Below are 23,200 nucleotides of genomic sequence, written 5' to 3'. Positions count from 1 at the left end.
TTACAGACGCAGCAGCAGGCAGGCACTGGCAGGCGGGCGTTGCCGTCTTGTCAGACGAACGGCCGGCCGGGCAAAGCTCAAGCTGGCGTCTTGCTCTTTGCCCGCCAATCACGACGTATCGCTATGACTGACGCAAGCCACACCGCTCCTGCGGCCATAAGGCCAGAGACCTCGCCGCCCATAGGTGCTCCCATCAAGAAGCCGACGGTCGCGGCAACAATCAAAGCCGCTCCCAGAACATAGAACGGACGGAAGCCAGCAGCAAAAGCAATGGGAAGGAAGTGAAGCCCGACAACCAGGGCCATTGAAGGCAAGAGAAGGTCTGGCCGATGCAGATTTATGACAATGTTGGAGGCGAGGAAAAGGCCAATGCCTTCACCGATGCTACTCCACATAATGGCACGTTCTTCTTTCGGAGTAGGTTTGATCCCGTCTCCAGACAAACGGATAACATATATCGCCGCGAGGCCGATCAAGAGGAAGCCCAAGAAAGGCACGGCCAGCGCGATCCCGGAAGAATTCAGATGCCAATATAACGTCAAAGACGCGAAGACCGCCCCGAAGAAACTCATGATAAGCGCGCCCCAAGCCCCCATTGATATTCTCCTTACACTTTCGCAACGGTAGAGTAAGTCTGGCGCATGAATTAGTCGAGATAAATTAAGGTAGAAGATTAAACCAACACTTTCCCCGATTGGACAGCTATCCGGACAGCCGGAATTTTCTCAAAGGGTTAGGTTCGAGAAACGCTGTTGCAATGAACGTCAGCTATAATATTTATGCAGTCCGTTAGCAGATGTTCCGCTTACCCCCCCCCATGGCAGTCAAATAGAGCTATTTTTGCAGCATCATTTCCGCCATGCCGTCCAGTCTTGCCTTATGGCGTTCCCAGTCCGGCATCGCGCGTTCCAGCAACGCCCAGAAAGCAGGTCCATGATTGTGCTCCTTCAGATGGCACAGTTCATGTAGGATCACATAATCAATGCAGTCACGCGGGGCTTTGACCAGATGAGGGTTCAGTGTGATGGTGCCCCCCGGTGAGCAGTTGCCCCACTGGGTCTGCATCACCTGAAGTTTCAGGGCAGGGGGAGTGCTGACCCACAGCGTCGTGGGAAGGAGTGCAGACAGGCGATGACGAAAGACTTCCTGCGCCCTCGTAAAATACCATAGTTCCAGCATCTTCTGTATCCGTAGAGCATGGCGTTCCTGTACCGAAACTTCCAGCCGTCCTCGTAACATCCTCACGGTCTCTGGCGAATCAGGCTGATGATACACCTTCAGAAGATGCCGCCGTCCCAGATAGAAATGGCTTTCCCCGCTGACATACGCGCGGGGTGTGGCGTGTTCCTGCACCACCCGGAAGTCGCGTAGTTTCTGCCAGATCCAGCGGGTTTTCTGGTGTAGCGCCTTGTCCAGATCAGCCTCTGTCGTGCCATCCGGAACAGAGGCCTCCACACGCAGGTCGGGATGTACCTTGATCCGCAGCGTTGTGCCTGGACGTGCGCGGGGTATCAAGTTTACGCGGATCTGCTCCCCTCCATAGGTCAGAAGGCGAGAATGGATTTCTTCCATTTCAGCCGCGTAGGGTATCGGCAGGACCAGCCCGCATGATCTGAATAACCTGCCCGATGATCTCCTGCGCCTTGTCCACACCAAAGCCCGCTTTCTGGCCCGTGCTGAACAGGAGCGGCAGCAGTTCCTTTTTTACCGCCTTTTCCATATCCGGGCGACTGAGAGAATTCTCCCGCACGGCCTTATCCACGATGCTGTCGATCTTGAATGCCAGATCAACCCAGCGCTGGTTCTCCTCGTCCGTCTGCTTATGGTTGAAGATGGCCGCCGGAGTCTTCAGAAACACGCCATAATATGCCTGGGCATGGCGATGCCCGTCAAAAACAGAGGGGACGCTGTCCAGCTTCCGCTGGGCTACTTGTCCCTCAAACTCCTGGAACAGCATGAACTGTTTGAGCGGATGGTCGAACAGGCTTTCCGCCTCTTCAATCACCTTGCGCAGCAGGGCCGAGAAAGCTTCCTTTGCATACGGATCATCCTGCATCTCGTGATCGATCATCTTCGTCACACGGCTGCGGATCAGATCTGTCTCGTTGCGGGTTTTCTCCTCGCTCCAGTTTTTGGGTTCGTTGTCTTCGGGCTTCTGGCCCATCTTGCCCACGGCATACAGCCCCTGGGACTCATGGACCTTCACACCGGCTACATGCCGGTCCAGCAGTTTCTTCACCTGTTCAGCATACTGGTCGAAGTCCACGGTTTCACCGGTATCCTGCATGACCATCTGGCGCAGGCTGGTCAGTTGCTTCAGTGTCTCCTTGTAGGTGGCGCGGTCCTTTTCCGTGAAACTGGTGTCCTCAAAGAAGGCCACGGATTGCAGCGCAACCTTCAGGCAGGCGGCAAACTTCGTCAGCGCTTCATAGAAATCATCTCGGCGTTTGAGGTTCACGTCCACCATCTGGCCGTGTTCCTCCACCATGCGGGGCATGAGCACGGCGCGAAGCTGCTGGAGGTCACTCCTGTTCTTCACGCCCTCAAAAATAGCCCAGAGCGCTTTGTGCAAAGCGGGGAGTTCCCGGTATTCCGTGCTCATCTGGCTATACAGCCCAGCAATGTCCTTCGGGTCATATCCGCCGACATTCTCAGCCGCCAGTTCGTCATAGCGGGCCAGAGTGGTGTCCAGTTCCGCCAGAATGCCACGATAATCAATTAGCAGACCGTGCTTCTTTTGGTCATGCAGGCGGTTTACACGCGCAATGGCCTGCAACAGATTGTGCTGCTTGAGCGGCTTGTCGATATACAGCACAGCATTTTTCGGCTCATCAAAGCCGGTCAGCAGCTTATCGACCACGATGATCAGCCTGAGGTCTGGATCCTTCTCGAAGCGCTCAATGACGCCGCGTGTGTAATCCTCCTCGTTCTGGCTGCCGACATTGTTTTTCCACCAGTCCTGAATTTCCGGCTGTTTGCGCTCATCCACTTCCGTATGGCCCTCCCGCGTGTCGGGCGGACTCATGACGATAGCACTCTCGAACAGACCGACCTCATCCAGATACTGCTTGTAGCGGATGGCGGAAAGCTTGCTGTCACAGGCCAGCATGCCCTTCAGGCCGCTGTCGATATTGCTGTCAAAGTGCGTGGCCAGATCCATGGCGATCAGCCGGATGCGGTCGTCCGCCTTGTAGACCTGATTGGCGCGGGCAAAGCGCTTCTTGAGGTCCGTGACCTGCTCTTCCGTCAGCCCCTGCGTGATGCGGTCGAACCAGGCATCAATGGCACGGTCATTCACATCCAGATCAGGCTTGCGCTCTTCATAGAGCAGGGGCGTCACCGTCTTGTCCGCCACGGCCTGCTGCATGGTGTAGGAGTGGATGATCTTGCCGAACCGACTAGTGGTCTCACTCCCCTTGAGCAGCGGCGTGCCTGTAAAGGCAATGAAGGCCGCGTTGGGGAGCGCATGCTTCATGCGGGCATGGTTCTCACCGCCCTGACTGCGATGCCCTTCATCCACCAGCACGATGATGTCCGCACTGTCGTTATGACACTCGGGCAGCGTGGTGGCGGTGTGGAACTTGTTGATGAGCGAGAAGATGATCCGTTCCTGCCCATGCCCGATCTGCTGTGCCAGGCGGCGGCCAGAGGTGGCCAGCGCGTCTTCCTTGTCCTTTTTGTCTGCCAGTTCGCCGCCGGTGGAGAAGGTGGTGCTCAACTGGCGCTCCAGATCCTTGCGGTCTGTCACCACCAGAATACGGCATTGCTTGAGATCGTCATTCAGAATGAGCGCCCGGCTGAGGAACACCATGGTGAAGGACTTGCCAGACCCCGTGGTGTGCCAGACCACGCCGCCTTCTCGCCCGCCGTCACTGCGGCGGGACTTGATACGTTCCAGCAGACGCTTGATCCCAAAAACCTGCTGATAGCGGGCCACGATCTTGCCTGCCTTGCGGTCGACCAGCGTGAAGAACCGCGCCATGTCCAGCAGGCGCTCAGGCGAGAGCAGGCCGATCAGCAGCCGATCCTGATCCGTGACATGCAGCGGGCGGGACGCCCAGTCCTCAAACCACGCCCGGTCAGACGGTTTCCGCTCGGCAAACAACGCGTCTTTCTGGAAACCAGAAAGCGGCGTGTTCTTGAGCGCCTCCATCCGGCTTTCGGGAATGTCCTCTTCCTTCCAGCTTGCCCAGAACTTTTTGGGCGTGCCGCAGGTGCCATAGCGCCCGTCATGCCCGGTGATGGAGAGCAGAAGCTGGCTGTAGGCGAAAAGTTGAGGGATTTCATCCTTGTTCTGATTGCGGATGCTCTGGGAAATTCCGGCATCCACCGTCGGACCTTTCCCCGGCTGACCATCGGGGCGCTTGGCCTCGATCACCGCCAGCGGAATGCCGTTGACGAAACACACAATATCTGGCCTGCGCGTCTGTGTCAGATCCGTGCGCACGACGCTGAATTCTTCGGTAAAGGTAAAGCTGTTGTTTTCCGGGTACTGCCAGTCGATGAGGGCGATGGTCGGGTTGGCCTTGCGGCCGTTAATGAACTCGGTAATGGCGATGCCGAACAGCAGATGCGTTGTCATCTTCTCATTGGCGTCCCGCAGGCCGGAGACGAAGTCCGGATGCGTGACGTGAGAAACAAGCCGTTCAATGGCCTGATCGGACAGGCTGTGTGCCTCGCCTTCAAACGTAAAGCGGCGTTTTTTCAGTTCTGCCCGCAGGAGAGTGTCCAGCACCACGGCGCTCTGCTTGCCGCCCCGCAGGGCCAGTGCTTCCGATGGCGACAAAAACCGCCAGCCGAGCGTGCTGAGCAGGGCCAGTGCGGGCAGTTTGGCGCTGTATTCTTCCTGAAATTTCGGGACGGGAGCCATGGCGTAAAATATCCTGCGAACTGAAATGACTTAATCAATTGTCACGCGGCGCTTGCCGGTGAGAAGCTGCTGCATCAGGGCTTTCTTTTCCTGACGCAGGCGGGAGAGATCGGATTCAAGCGCTGTGATTTCTTCGTCTGCTGTGGTCAGAACAGCGGCGATGGCTTTTTGTTCAGGCAATTCGGATGGGATCTTTATTTTTTGTCTAAGAACATCCTTTTTTCCCAAGCCCAACTGGGCTGTACCGTTAGCTCTGCGACGTAAATTTTTATTTATTGGGTATGAATTTATTATAAAGTGAACAAATTTACTGTCACAATCGTCAATGTGAAGAGCGTAAACATGGTCGCCCAGCACATATAGATCGTCTCGATCAATGTAAGATGTTCGGCCTATAATATTTCCGCCTCCGATATCGTCTTTTGGCATGACCAACGTACCTTTTGGCAAAAGGTCGGCATTATGCTGAGTTGATTTCGTACAAACGAGATTTCCTAATCGGTTTATCGAACCCATATCGACAATAAATCGTTCTCCATTCTCACAGATATATTGAGTTTTGGATGTTGCCGTTTGTACCGTGGCGACGTCTGAAAGAGAGCAAATTCTCCACTCCCCCGTGAACCCCGGTAGGCGTTTTTTGCCTGTGAGGAGTTGCTGCATGAGGGTTTTTTTCTGCTGCTGGCTGTTGGCCAGAAGCTTCTCCGTCCCCTCAATCGCACGATCCCAAGTCGAGAGGATCGCCGCGATCTTCTTCTGTTCAGAAAGAGGGGGGAGGAGGATAGGTAATCCATAAATTGGCTTTTGAGAGACGAGAGGTTGTCCTCCCTTATTCCTTAAATTTGGAATATTTGAATTTATTAAAAGATAGTAAATGAATGAGAAATCGCAGTTTTTTGACATTTCTTTTGTATAGAGAGAATTGTCAGTTATCCACGAAGTATTTTTAATAGCATGAACGCTTCCGCAATACTCTCCAACTCTTCCGATAGATATACATTCTGAATAAATGTTGGATAACGTAGAATATCCCATAATACCATTTCCACCATATACTGGAATGTGGTGGCTTCTACTAATTTCTTTAACGGTATCATTAGGCTTTTTATCACCACTCGAAAGCTTGATAATTTCGCCTAATTTTGCATGTTTCCACCCCTCAGGAAGCATAACCCAGCTCCTTCAGATAGGCGTCCATCTGGGCTTCCAGCGTTGCCAGTTCTGCCTTGATCTCCGCCCGTTCAGCCCGCACGGCGTTCAGGTCGATTTCTTCTTCTTCCTCAAACGTATCAACATAACGCGGAATGTTCAGGTTGTAGTCGTTCTCTTTAATCTCGTCCGGTGTGGCGAGGTGGGCGTATTTGTCCACGTTCTTGCGGGCACGGTAGGTGTCCACGATCTTCGTGATGTTCTCTTCAGTCAGCACGTTCTGGTTCTTGCCTGCTTTGAACTCGCGGCTGGCATCAATGAACAGCACATCCTTGGTCTTGCGGTCCTTGCGGAAAATCAGAATGGCGGCTGGAATCCCCGTGCCGAAGAACAGCTTTTCCGGCAGGCCGATCACCGCGTCCAGCAGGTTTTCTTCAATCAGCTTCTGGCGGATCTTACCTTCCGAACTGCCCCGGAACAGCACGCCATGCGGCACCACAACCCCCATGCGGCCTGTGCGGTCGCGCAAAGTGGAAATCATGTGCAAAATGAAGGCGTAATCGCCCTTGGTCTTCGGCGGTACACCACGGGCAAAGCGATGATGCACGTCGTCCGCTGCATCTTCATGGCCCCATTTGTCGAGACTGAAGGGCGGGTTGGCCGTCACCACGTCAAAGCGCATCAGGTGGTTTTTATCATCCAGCAGCTTGGGGTTGCGGATGGTGTCGCCCCATTCAATCCGATGATTGTCCTCGCCATGCAGGAACATGTTCATCTTGGCAAAGGACCAAGTCGAGCCAATGGCTTCCTGCCCATACAGGGCGTAATCCTTGCTGCCCTTGTGGTTCTGCGTCACCTGCCGTCCGCATTTCATCAGCAATGACGCCGAGCCGCAGGCCGGATCACAAATGGTCTCGCCCGGTTGCGGGCTCAGAATACGGGCCAGCAGTTCACTGACTTCCGGCGGGGTGTAGAACTCGCCAGCTTTCTGCCCGCCACTGGCGGCGAAGTTTTTGATGAGAAACTCATAGCCGTTGCCGATCACGTCCAGATTGCCCACGCGGGAAGGGCGCAGGTTCAGGTCCGGCTTGTGGAAGTCTTCCAGCAGATGCCGCAGGATGGTGTTCTTCTGCTTCTCATCTCCCAGCTTGTCGGAGTTGAAGCTGATGTCCTGGAAGACGCTCTTGCCTGCGTCCTTCAGCTTGGTGCCGTTGGACTCTTCAATGGCGTGCAGGGCTTTATCAATCCGCTCCCCATTTCCAGGGGTGTTGCGCTCTTTATAGAGCGTATAGAAGTCCGAGCCTTTGGGCAGAACAAAGCGTTCCTGCGCCATCATGGCCTCGATCAGGGCGGGGTTGTCGCCGTATTCTGTTTTGTAGCTGTCATAATGGTCCTGCCACACATCGGAGATGTATTTCAGGAACAGCATGGTCAGCACGTAATCGCGGTAGGTGTCAGGGCTAACGGTGCCACGGAAGGTATCGCAGGCGTTCCAGAGTGCCTTGTTGATGGTGTCTTGTGAAATCTGCTCGGTCACGAACTCAAATCCTGTTTCAAAACGTAAGGGAGTGTCAGTCCGCCAGAAGGTCTCTGGCAAGCCCGGTCATGATCTGCTGGCTGGTCTGGCGCAGGCGGTGGAGAAGCTCTTCCTCGCGCTGCATGGCGCTGGCCAGCCCGACAATCTGCTGCTGTCGGGGCAACGGAGGCAGCATGATCGGCGTGGCCTCCAGCACCGGCCGGGCGATGTTGCGCACAAGGGTGGAACTCTGGCCGTTCTGCTCCAGATGCCGCTGCGCGGGTTCCTGGTTAAGCCACCAGGCCAGCCAGGCGGGCAGCACGTCTGGACGCGACACGCGCAGCAGAAAGAAGTGTGGAGCGGCGACGGCCTGAAGGCTGCCGATGCTTTCATCGATCAGAACGGCCTGCGACACATTGCCACGGGCCGGGAAGAGAATATCGCCCGGACGCAGCCAGTCCGGCTCACGCCGCCCGGCCACTTCGGTGCGCACGCAGGACGTCCAGTCCACGCCAGAAGGTGAGGTGTCCCGCATCTGCACGACAGCTGTTTCTGCCCCTTCGGTCGGCTCAATCTTCCCTCGGAACGGGTGGCCTGCTACGACTGCCGCGATATCTGAAAGGACCGCTTTATCTGCGTGAACATGTTTCATGCGTATTTATAAAAATGAGAGCGGTTGCTTGTCAACGATGATATGCACGAAAGACATTCACGCATAAAGGGGCATAATTCAGACGTCCCCCGGATTATGGTAAGAGGGCGATTGCGCCACATGTTACGCAAAGGGAAGGGGCATGTGGGACGAACTCGAGATCGCTGGCCTGAGGGAATAGCCGCATCTGTTGCGGCGATAGAGGTTGCACCCTGCGGCGATTAGGTGGCATATTTTCCGCAAAGGACGCGGGGAATATGGTACGATATATCTATCAGCGCCCGGAATGGCCGGGTTTTCAATGGGACAAAGAGATCATTTCCCATGAACTGGCCGCCGTGCGTCACCGGCAGGGTCGGCTTCTGGGACGCATGGAAAGTCTGGGGTTCGATTTCAGGTCGGAAGCCCTGCTCCAGACCCTGACGGAAGATGTCCTCAAATCGAGCGAGATTGAAGGCGAGAATCTCGATCGCGAGCAGGTGCGCTCGTCCATCGCCCTGCGACTGGGTATGGATATTGGTGCACTGGCACCGGTGGATCGGGACGTTGAAGGTGTCGTGGAGATGATGCTGGACGCGACCCGGCATTATGCCGATCCATTGACCGCAGAGAGGCTGTTCGCATGGCATGCGGCCTTGTTCCCGACTGGCCGAAACGGCATGTCGCGTATTCTGGTCGGAGAATGGCGTGATGACAGAACCGGTCCGATGCAGGTCGTATCAGGGCCTGTCGGACGCGAGAAAGTCCACTATGAAGCCCCGTCCGCCAGCAGCGTGCCCGCGGAGATGCAGGTTTTTCTCGACTGGTGCAATGCTGGGCAGGGGTTGGACCCTGTGCTCAAGGCGGCCATTGCACATCTGTGGTTTGTTACCCTTCATCCATTCGAGGACGGGAACGGGCGCATGGCGCGGGTCATTGGCGACCTCATATTGGCGCGTTCGGAGCAGACAGACCAGCGTTTCTACAGCCTGTCAGCCCAGATCTGTCAGGAGCGGAAAGAGTATTACGCCATTCTTGAGGCCACCCAGAAAGGAGACATGGACATCACGCCCTGGCTGCGCTGGTTTCTGGGGGCTCTGGATCGTGCTTTTGACCGTGCTGAACTGGTCCTGGGAAAGGTCATTCAGAAGGCCCGCTTCTGGGACACTCTGGTAGGTCAATCAATCAATGACCGGCAATGTCTCATGCTGAACCGTCTGCTGGACGGGTTCGAGGGTAAGCTGACGTCATCCAAATGGGCAAAGCTCGCAAAGACGTCACCAGATACAGCCCTGCGGGATATCAATGATCTCGTAGAGCGCGGTGTCTTGGATAAGGAGGCGGCGGGTGGCAGAAGCACGAGTTATGTTCTGGTTCTTCCCTGAGGCGTGAGCCGTGGATTGCATTTAATGCTCTGGCTTTCTCCAGATCGCGGGAAAGGCAATTCATCGTCTCTGTTGCGGCAATAGAGAATTTCCGAAGAATTATCCAAAGTAAGGTTAGTAGAAAAAAAGGAATATTTTAACATTCACTTATTTTTCAAAAAAACAAGAATATTAACGAATATGAAGCCAAATTTCTCCGTGTATAAGGATAAATGGGATATCTCTCGACTGTAAAATATATCGATTTTGGTCCGTCATTCACAAAATTTTTTTGAATGTATACTATTCGCGGCCCTGAAAAATAAATTCTTTCAAAGCGACAGGAAGATTATGATTTTCGTGGCCAGATCGGCAAAGCTTTACAAGCGAAAAGCGTTGCAAGGGCGTTAAGGTTGCCCATTTTTGCAGTGGTATAGAGGAAAGTTCTTTCTCCATAATCTGCTTTTGGAGGCACAGGGGCACCGACTGGCTATCCTGCCATTCAGTAGACTGTGGCTGATCAAGAAAAACAGGTTCTTCATTGGTGCGTGTGCGAATCAAGTCTTTCAGGAAACGACGATAGGTCAGCCTATCAGGATCTGATTCTGTCGGACGGTAGCAGAGTTCGTAACGATCGTTGTAACTGAAATGGCTCCATTGGCGGAGACTGAGTTTTATTCCACATTCATCGAGTTTCATGCGCACGCTCATTGGAATGCAGCGAAGCGTATCGGCGAAATCACGTTCGAATTCAAATATCTGTAAATCTGTGCTCATGGTTCTGTCTCCGGAAGATCTGTGTAGCTTAGGAAATAGGGGCCGGTGTGAGCCAGCCAAGTTCGTAAAGCCGCTTCATATTCGCAGGGGTTAACCAACCCTGTGCCTGCATGACCCGGATCATCCAACTGATTGAAAGATCGACGTCTGAAGCCGAAAAATCGAATTGCATGGCGTTGAGGTTGTGCTGATCAGGCATGATCTTTTCTGTCGCTTCGCGTGGAAGGGCCAGGCCGCCGTTCGCCAGGGGGCTGGAAAGTTGACGAACGATCTCCGCAGAATTGCTGGGGTTCATACAGAAGCGTGTTGCTTCGCCAATGGCGGCCTGCAAAGCTTGCGTCAGCGCCGGCGCACTCTGACCCCAGCGTTGTGTCGTCACGAGAGTTTTCTCCAGATGACCGGTATGGATATTGGCGGATCCAGCTACGATGGATCCGAGACCATGCAGATCGGCTTCCGTTCCCCAAGGTGGGCCCGCACAAAAGCCGTCAATTTCCGCAGCGGCCAGAGCATCTATCATGCGGTCGGGGGGCATGATGACGATTTCCACATCCTGTTCTGGATGGGCATGCAAACTTTTGAGGAAGTCCATCAGAATGAGGAAATGGGTCGAATACAGATGTACTACTGCCAGCTTGGGGCGCCGGCTTAAACCCGTACGCCAGCTTTCAAAATTTCGGTGCTTTGTCACGTCATCCGTTCCCAGGAACGGTGGGAGGTGCTGTCCACGAAGAACAACCGTGTTGCCGCCACGGCTGATAGGGATACCCCGGTGCAGGCCGATTTCCCGACCGCGATGACCCAGCGCCGTCATGATCGCCAAAGGAGGGAAAACCAGGGCAGCGTCCAGTCCATTCCAGACAAGACCATCTGCGATATTGGCCCACGATGGCGAGACTATCAGTTCCGCATCCAGACCATGTTTTTCAAATATTCCGAGATTGCGGGCGATAATCAGAGGGGCGCTATCTGCCAGCCTCAGCAGGCCTATTCTGATGGCAGAACTCATGATGCATCATCCTTGGTGTGAACCCGGAGGTAGTCAGTGGCAACATCCACCAGCTTACGGGCCTGCTGCATGGCTCGGCGTCTGAACCAGCGATAGGCTTCTGCCTCGCTGCAGCGTTCGTTACGCATGAAGATTTTCTTTGCTGTATCGACAGTTTCCCGATCCGAAAGGACCTGTCGGGCCGCTTTCAGCTCGGCTGCTGTTTCCTGAAAGCGACGGTATAGTGCAATCGCCGACCGAAGCAGGGGTTTGACGTCCCGAGGCGGCGTATCCATCACGTTGTAGGAACAGACGCCAGCCGCAAAAGCATCTTCCATGAGCGCTTCGTCATCTTCGTCGACAAACAGGGCGACGGGGCGCTCCAACCCGGAGGAGGATAGCGCCCGCACACTGTCCAGTCCGTCGCGGTCGGCGCGGCAGATGTCCACGAGCACAATGTCAGGAACGTGAGCTTTGACCGCTGAAATCAGACTTTCGTACCCTTCAAGTCGAATGACCTCCAATGAAGAATCAGCTTTCAAAATCTCTGACAGGGCGCCAGCCCGCTGGGAGTTCTCGTCTGCGAGAAGAATTTTCATTGTCATGGAGCTATATCAGTACACATCACGGACGTATCGCCCATTTCTTACAAGGTTACTGACATACTCATCGGCCTGTTCCGTGGACATACCGCCATAGCGGGCTACGATACGGCGCAGGGCGCTATCGACGTCCCTGGCCATTCGCGCAGCATCTCCGCACACGTAGAAATATGCGCCTCCATGCAGCCATCTCCAGAGTTCTTCGCCGTTTTCTTCCATGCGGTCCTGGACATAGATCCGCTGGTCCTGATCACGGGAAAATGCCATATGCAGATGTGTCAGGCATCCCTGTTCCATGAAGCCTTCCAGCTCCTCGCGATAGTAAAACCCGTTTTCTGCATGACGCTCTCCGAAGAAAAGCCAGTTTCGGCCCGGGCTGTTACAGGCCGCCCGCTCCTGGAGGAAAGCACGGAAGGGGGCAATTCCTGTGCCTGGCCCAACCATGATGACAGATTTGGTATGATCGTCAGGTAAACGGAACTGGGATGTGGTCTGTAGGAAAACCGGGACCTCGGAATCTTCGTGTAAACTTCCCAGCCAGTTTGAGCACAGACCAGGGTAGGGCTCATTATTGACACCCACCGTGATGTGTACGCTGTCAGGGTATGCTTTCAGCGATGATGCGATTGAATAGAGGCGAGGCTGCATCCGGCGGAAAAGGTTCGGGATATCCTGAGCCTGCACGCCGATTTTGGCTGTTGCCAGCAGCTCCGGCAGGTAGCTGGAAGACGGCGCCCCCAATTTTTCCAGCAACGCCGGAGACGGTCGGGACAGATCGAAATGTCTGGTCAGGGCGTCTGCGAGCGACACAGTTCCATGACCTCGCACTGAGACTGTTGTGCCGGAAGGTAGTCCCAGAGAGCTTAGAACGCTCTCAACAGTTGAGTCAGCATTGCAGGGCCAGACCCCCAGAGCATCCCCAGGTTCATAGTGCAATCCTGTCCCGGAGAGATCCAGAACGATCTGTCGTGTTTCCTTGTCGCTGTTCCTTCCCGTCAGGCAGTGATTAAGGCTGATGCGTGCAATCGCAGGGTTGGCTCGGGTGATGGCTGGTGCGTCCGGTAACGGAACGGCTGGGACTGGGACCGTTTTGGTACCCAGGGCAGCCAGAAATCTGTGCTGCCAAGCCTCAACGGTTTCTTCGTAATCGGGCTCACAATCCTGTCGTGGCATAAGCGGGGTTGCGCCGAGCGCGATCAGGCGGTCATCAAGAGCCCGACCAAACCCGCAGAAACTGGCGTATGAAGAATCCCCAAGAGCTATCATGGCGTAACGGATATCTTCGCGCAGTTCCTGAGTATTGCGAAGCTCATCCCAGAAAGCACTGGCGCTATCAGGGGCATCTCCGTCGCCGAAGGTGGAAACGACGAAGAGGACCGTTCCGCAAAGATCGGCGGGTTTGCTGGTATCCAGACTCGTGGCATCGACACCGTAGCCGCTTTCTTTCAGCCAGACAGCGAGTTCTTCAGCCAGACCTTCTGCCCGACCTGTCTGGGACGCCCACCGAAGAAGAAGCCTTGGTTGGGTACCGGTCGGACTTTCCGAAACAGCAGGATCCTTCGACACAGGGCTGCGGGCATACAGACCAGCCAGAAGGCCATTAATTCTGGCTTTCTGCTCTGTCGGCAAAGGAGCACTCGGGGGAACAAAGGGAAGCTCGTTTGCCGGTGGGACAAGTTTCAGGCCGTCCATGAATCCCGTCAACCACTGGCGACTTTCAACGGACAGGACCAGGGGTTCCGCTCGAGCGAGGCCAAGATGCTGTGTCAGATAATCAAGCGGCATGGCTGGAGCGTTCTCCTCTGCGGGAACAGAAACAGTTTCGATGCGCGAGAGGGACACTGCGCAGTGTTTGATCCCCGGCTGAAGGGAGACGGGGTCCGTGAAATCGGCCGTGACAGCATTGATTGTCAGATTTTCGCCGAAGCGGTCGTTCCAGTGAAAGGGTGCAAAGCATGTTCCCGGCGCAACGCGGTCAGTTGGACGGGCGGGAAGGATTGCGGTGCCCCGGCGGGAGCGGAGTTCGACGGGATCGTCCTTGCACAGGCCCAGCCGTTCGGCATCAGCAAGAGCGATTTCCACGAAAGGGCCGGAATTGAGCTTGTTAAGTCCATCGACCCGACCAGTTTTGGTGAGCGTGTGCCATTGATGCTGGAGGCGCCCGGTGTTGAGCAGGAAAGGGAATTCGTCGTCCGGCTGTTCTTCCAAGGGGAGATAAGGTCGGGCATGAAAAGCCGCTTTTCCGTCGTCAGTGGCGAAAACAGGCGGTTTATTCGGGTCAGGCCGGTAGCGGATCGGATGGCGGGGCAGGGCGTCTCCCGTCTGGCTAGGCCACTGGACGGGACCGGATTTCAGACGGTCGTGGCTGACTCCGGAAATATCGTAGCCTGTCCTGGGATTGGCGAAACGGCTGGCTTCGTCAAAGACTTCAGTAGAAGATGAGAAAGTGAAAGCCTCCTCAAAGCCCATCTCACAGGCGACACGTGCAATGATGTCCCAGTCTGCCATGGCTTCACCGGGCGGAGAGACAGCCTGCCGGGCCAGCGTCATGGTGCGGTCAGAGTTGACCAGCACGCCATCTCCTTCGGCCCATAACGCACCCGGCAGAAGAATATCCGCATAAGCCGCCGTTTCCGTGTCGGCGTAGGCATCCTGAACAATGACCAGATCAGCGGCTTCAAGAGCCGCGGTAACGTTGGCACGGCGTGGCACAGTCGCGACAGGGTTTGTGCAGATGATCCAGCAGGCACGGATTTCACCGCGGGTCATGGCTTCGAACATGGCTATCGCGCCATGGCCACCTGCTTTGCGAATGGTTCCTGCGGGCAGCTTCCATTGTTGCTCGACAAAGGCCCGGTCATCATCGACCAATGCCGAGCGCTGGCCGGGGAGGCCGGGGCCCATATAGCCCATTTCTCGACCACCCATGGCATTGGGCTGTCCTGTGAGGGAAAACGGTCCGGCGCCCGGGCGGCAAATGGCGCCAGTGGCAAGATGAAGATTGCAGATCGCGTTGGTATTCCAGGCTCCTGAAGTGCTCTGGTTCAGTCCCATGGTCCACAGCGTCAGCCACGCATCGGCTTCCGCAATCCATCTGGCGGCTGTTTCGATATCATCTTGTGGAAGGCCGGTAATCCCGGCAACGCGTTCGGGAGAATAATCTGCCAGAAAAGCTGGCATATCGCTCCAGTCCTTCGTTGCACTGGCGATAAAGTCCGGATCTATCGCGTCATCACGAACCAGAATGTGAAGAATGCCGTTCAGCAGGGCGAGATCGGTGCCTGGGCGGATCTGAAGGAACAGGTCCGCCTTGTCTGCCGTAGCGGTCCGTCGTGGATCAACGACGATGAGTTTAGCTCCCTGACGTTTGCGGTCCATCAGGCGCAGGAACAGGATCGGATGGCAGTCGGCCATATTGGCGCCGATCACGAAGAACAGGTCCGTGCAGTCGAAATCCTCGTAGCTTCCCGGAGGGGCATCTGCGCCCAGGGAGAGTTTGTAGCCAGCTCCCGCCGCCGCCATGCACAGACGGGAGTTGGACTCGATATGCTGGGTTCTCAGGTATCCTTTGACAAGTTTGTTCGCCAGATACTGCGCTTCCAGAGACATCTGGCCGGAGACGTAAAGGGAGATCGCATCCGGGCCGTATTCTTCCAGAATCTGCTTCAGGCGACGGGCTGTTTCCCTGATGGCTGCGTCCATTCGGGTGGGAACGGGCAGAGACGTCCTGTGCGGCCGGATCTGCGGCATATCCAGCCGTGTAGACGATGACACCGGTTTGTCGCAGGAACTTCCTTTGGTGCATAGGCGACCACCATTCGTCGGGTGCTCGGTATCTCCGCGCACCTTGACGATCTGATGGTTCTCAACCTCCAGCACGATGCCGCAGCCGACACCGCAATAGGGGCAGACAGAACGGATGTCTTCCCGTGTCATGAACAGTTAAGCAGACAGGCGTTCTGCGATGGTCTCCATAACCCTGGCGCGGATTTCAACCTTGCCTTCGGGGGTCAGACGCGTGTCCCACGTTCGCAGGGATTTGCTGGAATCTTCAAGACAGATCCCGTTTTCCAGATTGAAATGCTGTTTGTAAAGCGGGGAGGCGACAACGAGCTGCCCCCGCAGATCCCCTATGATGCCGCGTCCGATGATATTGGCCTTCGAGAATGGGTCATGGTTGTCCACGGCAAAAACGCGGGCGGATGTGTTTTCCGTTTCCGGCAGATAAAACAGGGCGATCTGCGCACCTTCATACCAGGCAACCACGCCTGATCGTGGGACCAGATCGTTCTTGTCGCACAGGGCCGTCCATTCCACCGGACCCGCGCCTTCCAAAAGGGTAGCCTGATTGGGAGCTGGTTTGACCTGATCGCGCTCGGGAACAAGCTGAACGTTTGGATCGGGGCGGCTGTCATTGACAAAAGTGCGGAAGCGCTTGAGCTTCTCGCCGTCCGTCAGGGCATCCTTCCATTCACAGTGGTATGTTTCGACCACATGCTGCATCTGCTGTTCCAGCTCTTCGGCAATGCCAAGGCTGTCCTTGATGATGACGTCTTTGAGATAATCGAGACCGCCCTCCAGACCTTCCCGCCAGACAGACGTGCGCTGGAGCTTGTCTGCGGTACGGATGTAGAACATCAGGAAGCGGTCGATGTATTTCATGAGCGTTTCTGAATCGAGATCGGTCGCGAAAAGCTCTGCATGGCGCGGACGCATCCCGCCATTGCCACAGACATACAGGTTCCAGCCGTTTTCCGTAGCGATAATGCCCACATCCTTGCTCTGGGCCTCGGCGCATTCCCGCGTACAGCCGGATACGGCGAATTTGAGCTTGTGCGGAGAGCGCAGCCCCTTATAGCGGTTCTCAAGATCCAGCGCCTTACCGACGCTATCCTGCACGCCATAACGGCACCATGTGCTGCCAACACAGGATTTTACCGTCCGTGTGGACTTTCCATAAGCATGGCCCGTCTCAAATCCTGCCTCCAGAAGCTCTCCCCAGATTTTGGGAAGCTGGTGGAGTTGAGCGCCAAACAGATCGACACGCTGGCCACCGGTGATCTTGGTGTAGAGGCCATATTTCTTTGCAACCTGCCCCAGGACAATCAGCTTGTCCGGGGTAATTTCGCCACCTGCAATGCGAGGAACTACCGAGTAGGTGCCGTTCTTCTGCATATTGGCCATGAACGTGTCGTTCGTGTCCTGCAAAGGAATATAGAGCGGATCGGTGATCGGCTTGTTCCATGCCGAGGCAAGGATCGAGCCAATGGTTGGCTTGCAGATATCGCAGCCTAAACCGCCATTACCGTGGCGTGTCATCAGCTCTTCAAAGCTGCGGATGCCATGGACACGAACGAGGGAGTACAACTCCTGACGTGTATGGGAAAAATGCTCGCAAAGGCTGTGATCGACCTCGATGCCCCGGGCGGAAAGTTCCGTTTCGAACACGCTCTTGAGCAGAGCCGCGCAGCCGCCGCAGCCTGTACTGGCCTTTGTGCTCTGCTTGAGCGTGGCCAGATCGGCGCAACCCGCATCAATGGCGCTACAGATCGAGCCTTTCGTAACGTTGTGGCAGGAGCAGATCATGGCCGTATCAGGCAGGGCGTCCGCGCCCAAAAGCTCTGCCCCTTCACCACGCGGCAGGATCAGTGCGGCGGGGTCAGCCGGCGGTTTGATGCCGTTCTGAACATACTGGAAGATCGTGTCGTAATAGGAATTGTCCCCAACAAGGATCGCCCCTGTCACACGCTGGCCGTCCGCGGACAGAACGAGACGCCGATAGGAGCCATCGGCCTCGCCGATGAAGCGATAGCTCGTGGCGCCGGGCTCCCGTCCGTGCGCATCGCCGATCGAACCTACATCCACACCCTGAAGCTTGAGCTTGGTGGACATGTCCGCGCCCGTAAAGGCGGCGTCTTCTCCGGCCAAAAGGGAAGCAACGGTCCGCGCCATGGTGTATCCCGGTCCGACCAGACCAAAGACCTGATCCTGCCAGAGCGCACATTCACCGATGGCGAAAATGTCCGGATCGGACGTCCGGCACTGATTGTCGATCACGAGGCCGCCCCGTGCGCCCACAGCCAGCCCGCAAGCCCTGCCAAGCTGATCGGTCGGGCGGATACCAGCAGAGAAAACAACCATATCGGTTTCAAAAGAAGGACTGTTCGCAAACACCAAGCGATGACGTTTTTGTTCGCCGGCGACAATCTCTTTGGTCGCGTGGGAGGTTCTCACATCAATCCCAAGCGTCTCAATGCGCCTGCGAAGCGCGCGACCGCCCTCTTCATCAAGCTGGGCCGACATCAGATGCGTTCCAAGCTGCACGACACTGACGTCCAGCCCCAGAAGTTTCAGGGCATGAGCGGCTTCCAGTCCCAGCAGGCCGCCACCAATGACGGTTCCATGGCTGGCTCCTTTAGCGGCAGCGCGGATGATGTCCAGGTCCTCAAGCGTGCGGTAGACAAGACCTGCACTTCCGGTATTGCCTGGTATTGACGGCACGAACGGGACGGAGCCTGTCGCTAAAATCAGTGTGCTGTAGGGAAGAATACCTTCTTCGCTTTCCACGGCCCTGGCGTCACGGTCGATCCGCATGACAGGAACACCCAGATGCATGATGATGCCGTGAGCCGAGTGAAAATCTTCCTCATGCAAACGCAGGGCCAGCGCATCCTGACTCGTCATGTATTCCGTAAGATGAACGCGGTCATAGGCATGGTGGCGCTCAGAGCCAAAGACATGGATCTGATGCGTTTCATGCAGACCGTGCATGACGAGCTGCTCGGCACAGTAATGTCCAACCATTCCGTTGCCGATGATGATGATGTTCTCTTTCATGGTCATCTGTCCGTTCTCTGAGGCAGTCATGGTCAAAACTTGAATTCGAGAGTCTGCATGTAGAACGCGTCGCTTTTTGCGCCTGCCGTGCGCATGCTGCGAGATGCGATGAAGCCTGCGATGTCGTGAGTCCAGGTCCAATGTGGAGCAAAGTTCCAGGCAAGTTGCGTCTGGGGAGTGGCCCCAATAAAGCCGCCAGATAACCCATTGCGCCAAGAATAGATCTTGCCTGTGCCATACACCGCATCCTGTGTGCTTTCCCGCCAGAAGAAAGGCACATGCAGCTTGATGTGAAGGTTTTTCCGCAGAGCAAATATCGCCAGAGGCCCCACACCGATTAGGTTCTGGGACGTTACGGACAATGTCACATCGTTATAGTAAGGCAAGGGAAAATAAGGGGATGCAAACGCCCCGACTGCGCCATCCTTGCTATGATAGGAGCCGCCGGAAAAAAGATCGGCCTGCAGACCAGCGCTCGGCTTGGTCGCAAGATCAGGACGGTTATACAGCAGGGATGCATTAACAGCATAAGCCCGTACAGCACGGGTGGGCTGCCTTTCCTGTGCTGGCCGAAACTGGCCTCCCTGAAACACACCGCTCAGGCTCGTCGAGAAAGGGCCGATATTTCCCCATAGTCGCATGCCGACATTGTCCCGACGGCTGGAACCTGCCTCTGTACCCGTTGTCGTCGGGATAGATGCTGTGGAGCCACTGTAGAGATAGCCGATGTAAAAGACGTCTGCGAAAAGCTGACTCTTCTTTCCCATGGCTCTGAATGCAGGAAGCGCCGTGGACGTCATGGCGCCATACATCCGGGCACTGTAGTTCGTGCCATCTCCAAAGACAGCATCAGGCAGTTTGTTGGTCTGCATGAAATCAAACAGATCCACCCGAAAACGTTTCCAGATGGCATAGCCACGGATACCATCCCAGGTCTGCTGTGCATTCGTCAGGTCCCGGGCGGACTGCATGAAGACAGGCGTATCAAGGAAGACCTGTCGACCACCAATAATGCCGGCTTTGGCTCCCAGAAGATTGCCCTTCACTTCCAGAATACCCTGCTGAAGATCCAGTCGTTCCCGCTGCACCCCTGTCTGGTATCCGTAGGTATTGGAGCCTCCTGCGACGCCGTACAGGAACTCGGCATAAGCGCGGACATGCGCTCCCAGATGAAGATCGGCGCCATAAAGATTGCGCAGAAGAACCCGGTTGGCGTTGGTCTTGCCTGCCGTTCCCATCATGGGCTGGTTTTCATAGACATAACGGAGGCGTTCTTCCGCGTTCAGAGAAAGCCAGATACTTCCGCTTTCATTCAGGCGAATATATTTCAGGCGGCTGAACCAGTCATTCCTGCGCTGTTCCGGCGGGGTATTAACGATATCGCTCCAGTCTTCCGCCCAACGAACCTGACCAAAGCCCGCCATTGACCCGAAACCGGATGCGGCTCCGTTCCCCGCATTGAAAGCATCCCAGTCCGGGGAGTGCGCGGAGCGGTTTTGCTGGGTGTGAACCGGCGGAGTGACGGCTTTTGTTCTGGAGCGTTCGGACAGATGAACCCCGACATGGGGGTTGGGAGTATCGTCAGCTTTCACGGGGCTGGAGAATGCCAGCCCCCCCAAAGCAAGACCTGCCAGCACGGGCGCATAGGGAAGGGGAGAGAAGACGGAAAGACCAGTCATCAGCCGATCTCCCGCCAGCGATGGTGACACAGTACAACGGCGATGCAGGCAATCAGGCAGATCCCGGCGAAAGCGAGAAATCCCGGCCCGTAAGAATTGACGATCTGTCGGGCTTCCCCCAGTGAGAGCGCCAGGTAGAAGCCGCCGACCCCGCCGGCCATACCGACCAGCCCTGTCAGAATGCCGACCTGACGCGGGAAGCGTGCTGGAACAAGCTGAAAAACGGCGCCATTGCCCAGCCCGAGCGTTACCATCCCCAGAAGGAATACCGGGAATGCGAGATAGATTGTCGGAAGTCCAAGGGCGATGACGCAAAAGCAGCCTGCCGCGACCGCGTACAGGATGGCCAGGGCTTTGGTGCCGCCCACCCGGTCGGCAAAGGCACCTCCAACAGGACGGACAAAAGAGCCTACGAAAACGACAAATGCCGTACACGCACCAGCAATGGTGGGAGAGAGATTGTACTGGTCGTTGAAATAGATGGTGAGGAAAGACGCGAGACCCACAAACCCACCAAAGGTCACGCTGTAGAAGAACATCAGCAGCCAGCTATCGCCGGATCCAAGAACTGGACCCCATGAGCGCAGGCCCGAAGATGCTGGCCGATTGACGGGCTCTCTGGCCAGAATAAGGAAAAGCAGCAGAACGCAGATGAGCGGAAGCGTCGCAAGTCCGATGACGTTGCGCCATCCCACCAGAACCGCCAGTCCGGGCGCAAAAAGTGAGGCCAGCGCGGTTCCTGAGTTACCTGCGCCTGCAATGCCGAGCGCGGTTCCCTGATACTGCGGAGGATACCAGGCGGAGGCAAGGGGAAGGGCAATGGCGAAAGATGCGCCAGAAACGCCGAGAATGGCCGCCAGTCCAAACATCTGACCGTAAGTATGAGGCGCGAGATACCAGACCAGGGCAAGGCCGAAAATGACTGTAAACTGTGCGGTGATCGCGACGCGGCGCGGGCCGAACATATCCACCAGGCCCCCGGCCAACACACGAAAGGCGGCCCCGGCCAGCACAGGCGTTGCGACCAGCAGTCCTTTCTGCCCAGCATTCAGGTGAAGATCATGCGCTATCGCAATGCCAAGAGGACCCAGCAAAACCCAGATCATAAATGAGACGTCGAAATATAGAAAAGCGGCCAGCAGGGTTGGTGCGTGCCCAGCTTTCAGGAAACCCTTGTCCACAATACATTTCCAGACGACCCATCAAACAGGGATGCGTCATCGCCCATTTAGGGCCAGTGGACCGTCATTGATCCACCCTATGCGTCTCCGTCCTGACCGGACAAACCCGACTCTCCACCGGCACTGATAGAGTATCGTTACATTGTGTGTAGAGACTATATTGCAGAACGATCTGATGTCAAAATAATAAAGTATGGTTGGAACGATTCCTTCTGACGGTTAAATTTCGAGTGCTGAGAAATAAATATCGCATAATATCATGCGTAATTTTGGGTTTTTTAAGAGGAAAACAAGCTTTAATGAGCATGCCTAAATTAGTACATCTATATAAAATAATTATAGAAAATATATTTCTATGAAATCCTTTGAAGCACTTAAAAATAATATAAATTATCAAAATTATTTTTGTAAGTATTTTGTAATAATTTAATTATTATTTATTTAAATATGTATGAGGCGCCCCCTGCTTGATGGGTTCGACGGAAGACGGATCATCGGAGGATATGTGTGATCAGAACCTGGGGTGGGGCCTCCAGATAGAGGAGTCGAATTTCCTGGATCACCAAGCGAGTGAGCTTTTGCGACATGGCGGCAGGCGCTTTCTGAACGTAAGCGTATTGGCGTGGGAGCACATAATGGGACATTATGTAACCTCCGTATTCGGGTATTGCTGCGGAATAGGCTACAGAGGCCGCTGTCAAAACAAAATTTTGATAAAAACAACGGTTTGTCAATCGACAATGTCATGCAGTGAGCTTCTTCACGAAACCGCTCACAAGGTGCAGGCTACATTGGTTGTGTGCCCCCGCAACCAGAAACACCCTCAAAACCCCGCTAAGTCCCTGACTTGGCGGGGTTTTTTGTTGCAATCAACACCACATGCCTATCAAATTCTTCATTATTTCAATGACTTGGTACCCGTAGGTTCAAATCGGGATACCTGATACCCGCAACCAACTGCTTCTTATATTGGCGTAGAGGGGCGGGCTCCGGCGTACTGGGGCGTAATCGGGCGCAGGAGAAAGAGCGGGGAGGGGACACTGCTCTCTGGCAGGCAGAAACTCCTGCGACAATGCTTTGTCGGGATGACGGCAATGGAGGTGTTAGCAGCAGGTCCGCTAACGCCTCTGGGCTGCTTTTCGCTAAACCCTGTCGTCCCCGTAGCCCAGCACTTCAATCACCCGGCATTCCTCGACCGTACCGCGCGCACACCGATCTAGCGAGCGTTGCAGCTCGGCGCGCAGCGCCACCAGCCTCCCAATCCGTCGGTCAATATTCTCGACGTGGCGGCGGGCGATAGCGTCCACCTCGCCGCAGGAACGCTCCGGCTGCTCGCTAAGCGTCAGCAACTCACGAATGTCGGCGACCTCGAAGCCCAGCTCGCGGGAATGACGAATGAAGTTGAGCCGGGCGACCTCGTCCGCATCGAAGCGCCTTTGCCGCCCTTCCGTTCGTGCCGGTGTCGGAAGAAGCCCGACGCCTTCGTAGTAGCGGATCGTCGGCACCTTGACCCCAGTGCGCCGCGCCAACTCGCCAATCGAGATCCTCATGGTGCTTTTCCCTTGAAGCTCTAGTGGCTAGAGATTGTAGGGTGATCCCGAGAAGG

General features: G+C 55.5%; 15 protein-coding genes. 1 reads left to right on the top strand and 14 read right to left on the bottom strand.

Annotated elements, in window-relative coordinates; genetic code table 11:
• Nucleotides 1-77 precede the first annotated feature (77 nt).
• The 6 genes from KP705_RS12845 to KP705_RS12820 all read right to left on the bottom strand — a co-directional run bounded on the left by KP705_RS12845 (nt 78) and on the right by KP705_RS12820 (nt 8,187).
• Nucleotides 78-596, bottom strand: a complete 519-nt coding sequence (locus tag KP705_RS12845; protein WP_215764571.1) for a hypothetical protein — start codon at nt 594-596, stop codon at nt 78-80.
• A gap of 238 nt (nt 597-834) precedes the next feature.
• On the bottom strand, nt 835-1,572 hold the full coding sequence (locus tag KP705_RS12840) for a M48 family metallopeptidase (protein ID WP_215764570.1): 738 nt from the start codon (nt 1,570-1,572) through the stop codon (nt 835-837).
• Between the two features lies 1 nt (nt 1,573).
• Nucleotides 1,574-4,870 carry a type I restriction endonuclease subunit R gene (locus KP705_RS12835; protein ID WP_215764569.1) on the bottom strand — a complete coding sequence of 1,099 codons (3,297 nt, stop codon included), beginning with the start codon at nt 4,868-4,870 and terminating at the stop codon, nt 1,574-1,576.
• 30 nt (nt 4,871-4,900) lie between these two features.
• Nucleotides 4,901-6,040 (bottom strand): restriction endonuclease subunit S, encoded by a 1,140-nt coding sequence (locus KP705_RS12830; protein ID WP_215764568.1) that lies wholly within the window; start codon nt 6,038-6,040, stop codon nt 4,901-4,903.
• Nucleotides 6,030-7,556 (bottom strand): type I restriction-modification system subunit M, encoded by a 1,527-nt coding sequence (locus KP705_RS12825; RefSeq protein ID WP_215764567.1) that lies wholly within the window; start codon nt 7,554-7,556, stop codon nt 6,030-6,032. The genes KP705_RS12830 and KP705_RS12825 overlap by 11 nt, the downstream gene beginning before the upstream one ends.
• A gap of 34 nt (nt 7,557-7,590) precedes the next feature.
• Complete coding sequence (locus KP705_RS12820; protein ID WP_215764566.1) at nt 7,591-8,187, bottom strand: restriction endonuclease subunit S; 597 nt, start codon at nt 8,185-8,187, stop codon at nt 7,591-7,593.
• 257 nt (nt 8,188-8,444) lie between these two features.
• Between KP705_RS12820 and KP705_RS12815 the strand changes: the two genes are divergently transcribed.
• Nucleotides 8,445-9,551 carry a Fic family protein gene (locus tag KP705_RS12815; RefSeq protein ID WP_215764565.1) on the top strand — a complete coding sequence of 369 codons (1,107 nt, stop codon included), beginning with the start codon at nt 8,445-8,447 and terminating at the stop codon, nt 9,549-9,551.
• 282 nt (nt 9,552-9,833) lie between these two features.
• On the opposite strand, the gene KP705_RS12810 is transcribed toward KP705_RS12815, so the two are convergent.
• The 8 genes from KP705_RS12810 to KP705_RS12775 form a co-directional block, all read right to left on the bottom strand.
• Nucleotides 9,834-10,307, bottom strand: coding sequence for a nitrate reductase associated protein (locus KP705_RS12810; protein ID WP_153431054.1), 474 nt, complete (start codon nt 10,305-10,307; stop codon nt 9,834-9,836).
• A gap of 28 nt (nt 10,308-10,335) precedes the next feature.
• Nucleotides 10,336-11,316, bottom strand: coding sequence for a CmpA/NrtA family ABC transporter substrate-binding protein (locus KP705_RS12805; protein WP_215764564.1), 981 nt, complete (start codon nt 11,314-11,316; stop codon nt 10,336-10,338).
• Nucleotides 11,313-11,894, bottom strand: coding sequence for an ANTAR domain-containing response regulator (locus KP705_RS12800; protein WP_034881312.1), 582 nt, complete (start codon nt 11,892-11,894; stop codon nt 11,313-11,315). The genes KP705_RS12805 and KP705_RS12800 overlap by 4 nt, the downstream gene beginning before the upstream one ends.
• Before the next feature lie 15 nt (nt 11,895-11,909).
• The gene (locus KP705_RS12795; protein ID WP_215764563.1) at nt 11,910-15,833 is read right to left on the bottom strand and encodes a bifunctional nitrate reductase/sulfite reductase flavoprotein subunit alpha; all 3,924 of its coding nucleotides are present in this window, start codon (nt 15,831-15,833) and stop codon (nt 11,910-11,912) included.
• Between the two features lie 6 nt (nt 15,834-15,839).
• The gene (nirB, locus tag KP705_RS12790; protein WP_215764562.1) at nt 15,840-18,740 is read right to left on the bottom strand and encodes a nitrite reductase large subunit NirB; all 2,901 of its coding nucleotides are present in this window, start codon (nt 18,738-18,740) and stop codon (nt 15,840-15,842) included.
• Between the two features lie 26 nt (nt 18,741-18,766).
• Nucleotides 18,767-20,413: an alginate export family protein gene (locus KP705_RS12785; RefSeq protein WP_215764561.1), complete on the bottom strand. Its 1,647-nt coding sequence runs from the start codon at nt 20,411-20,413 to the stop codon at nt 18,767-18,769.
• Entirely contained in the window at nt 20,413-21,594 is a 1,182-nt protein-coding gene (locus KP705_RS12780) for a NarK/NasA family nitrate transporter (protein WP_215764560.1), read from the bottom strand. Before KP705_RS12780 ends, KP705_RS12785 begins: the two co-directional genes overlap by 1 nt.
• Nucleotides 21,595-22,736: 1,142 nt before the next feature.
• Nucleotides 22,737-23,144 (bottom strand): helix-turn-helix domain-containing protein, encoded by a 408-nt coding sequence (locus KP705_RS12775; protein ID WP_215764559.1) that lies wholly within the window; start codon nt 23,142-23,144, stop codon nt 22,737-22,739.
• Nucleotides 23,145-23,200: the final 56 nt, after the last annotated feature.

The organism is Gluconobacter sp. P1D12_c (assembly GCF_018812105.1).
Lineage (GTDB): Bacteria > Pseudomonadota > Alphaproteobacteria > Acetobacterales > Acetobacteraceae > Gluconobacter > Gluconobacter oxydans_A.
Note: the sequence above shows the minus strand (reverse complement) of the source record. Positions and strands in the feature narration are given on the sequence as shown.

Excerpts from the sequence above, each read along its gene's own strand:
- KP705_RS12845 (WP_215764571.1), bottom strand. The coding sequence starts at position 596 with ATGGGGGCTTGGGGCGCGCTTATCATGAGTTTCTTCGGGGCGGTCTTC.
- KP705_RS12840 (WP_215764570.1), bottom strand. The coding sequence starts at position 1,572 with ATGGAAGAAATCCATTCTCGCCTTCTGACCTATGGAGGGGAGCAGATC.
- KP705_RS12835 (WP_215764569.1), bottom strand. The coding sequence starts at position 4,870 with ATGGCTCCCGTCCCGAAATTTCAGGAAGAATACAGCGCCAAACTGCCC.
- KP705_RS12830 (WP_215764568.1), bottom strand. The coding sequence starts at position 6,040 with ATGCTTCCTGAGGGGTGGAAACATGCAAAATTAGGCGAAATTATCAAG.
- KP705_RS12820 (WP_215764566.1), bottom strand. The coding sequence starts at position 8,187 with ATGAAACATGTTCACGCAGATAAAGCGGTCCTTTCAGATATCGCGGCA.
- KP705_RS12815 (WP_215764565.1), top strand. The coding sequence starts at position 8,445 with ATGGTACGATATATCTATCAGCGCCCGGAATGGCCGGGTTTTCAATGG.
- KP705_RS12810 (WP_153431054.1), bottom strand. The coding sequence starts at position 10,307 with ATGAGCACAGATTTACAGATATTTGAATTCGAACGTGATTTCGCCGAT.
- KP705_RS12805 (WP_215764564.1), bottom strand. The coding sequence starts at position 11,316 with ATGAGTTCTGCCATCAGAATAGGCCTGCTGAGGCTGGCAGATAGCGCC.
- KP705_RS12800 (WP_034881312.1), bottom strand. The coding sequence starts at position 11,894 with ATGAAAATTCTTCTCGCAGACGAGAACTCCCAGCGGGCTGGCGCCCTG.
- KP705_RS12795 (WP_215764563.1), bottom strand. The coding sequence starts at position 15,833 with ATGACACGGGAAGACATCCGTTCTGTCTGCCCCTATTGCGGTGTCGGC.
- nirB (WP_215764562.1), bottom strand. The coding sequence starts at position 18,740 with ATGACCATGAAAGAGAACATCATCATCATCGGCAACGGAATGGTTGGA.
- KP705_RS12785 (WP_215764561.1), bottom strand. The coding sequence starts at position 20,413 with ATGACTGGTCTTTCCGTCTTCTCTCCCCTTCCCTATGCGCCCGTGCTG.
- KP705_RS12775 (WP_215764559.1), bottom strand. The coding sequence starts at position 23,144 with ATGAGGATCTCGATTGGCGAGTTGGCGCGGCGCACTGGGGTCAAGGTG.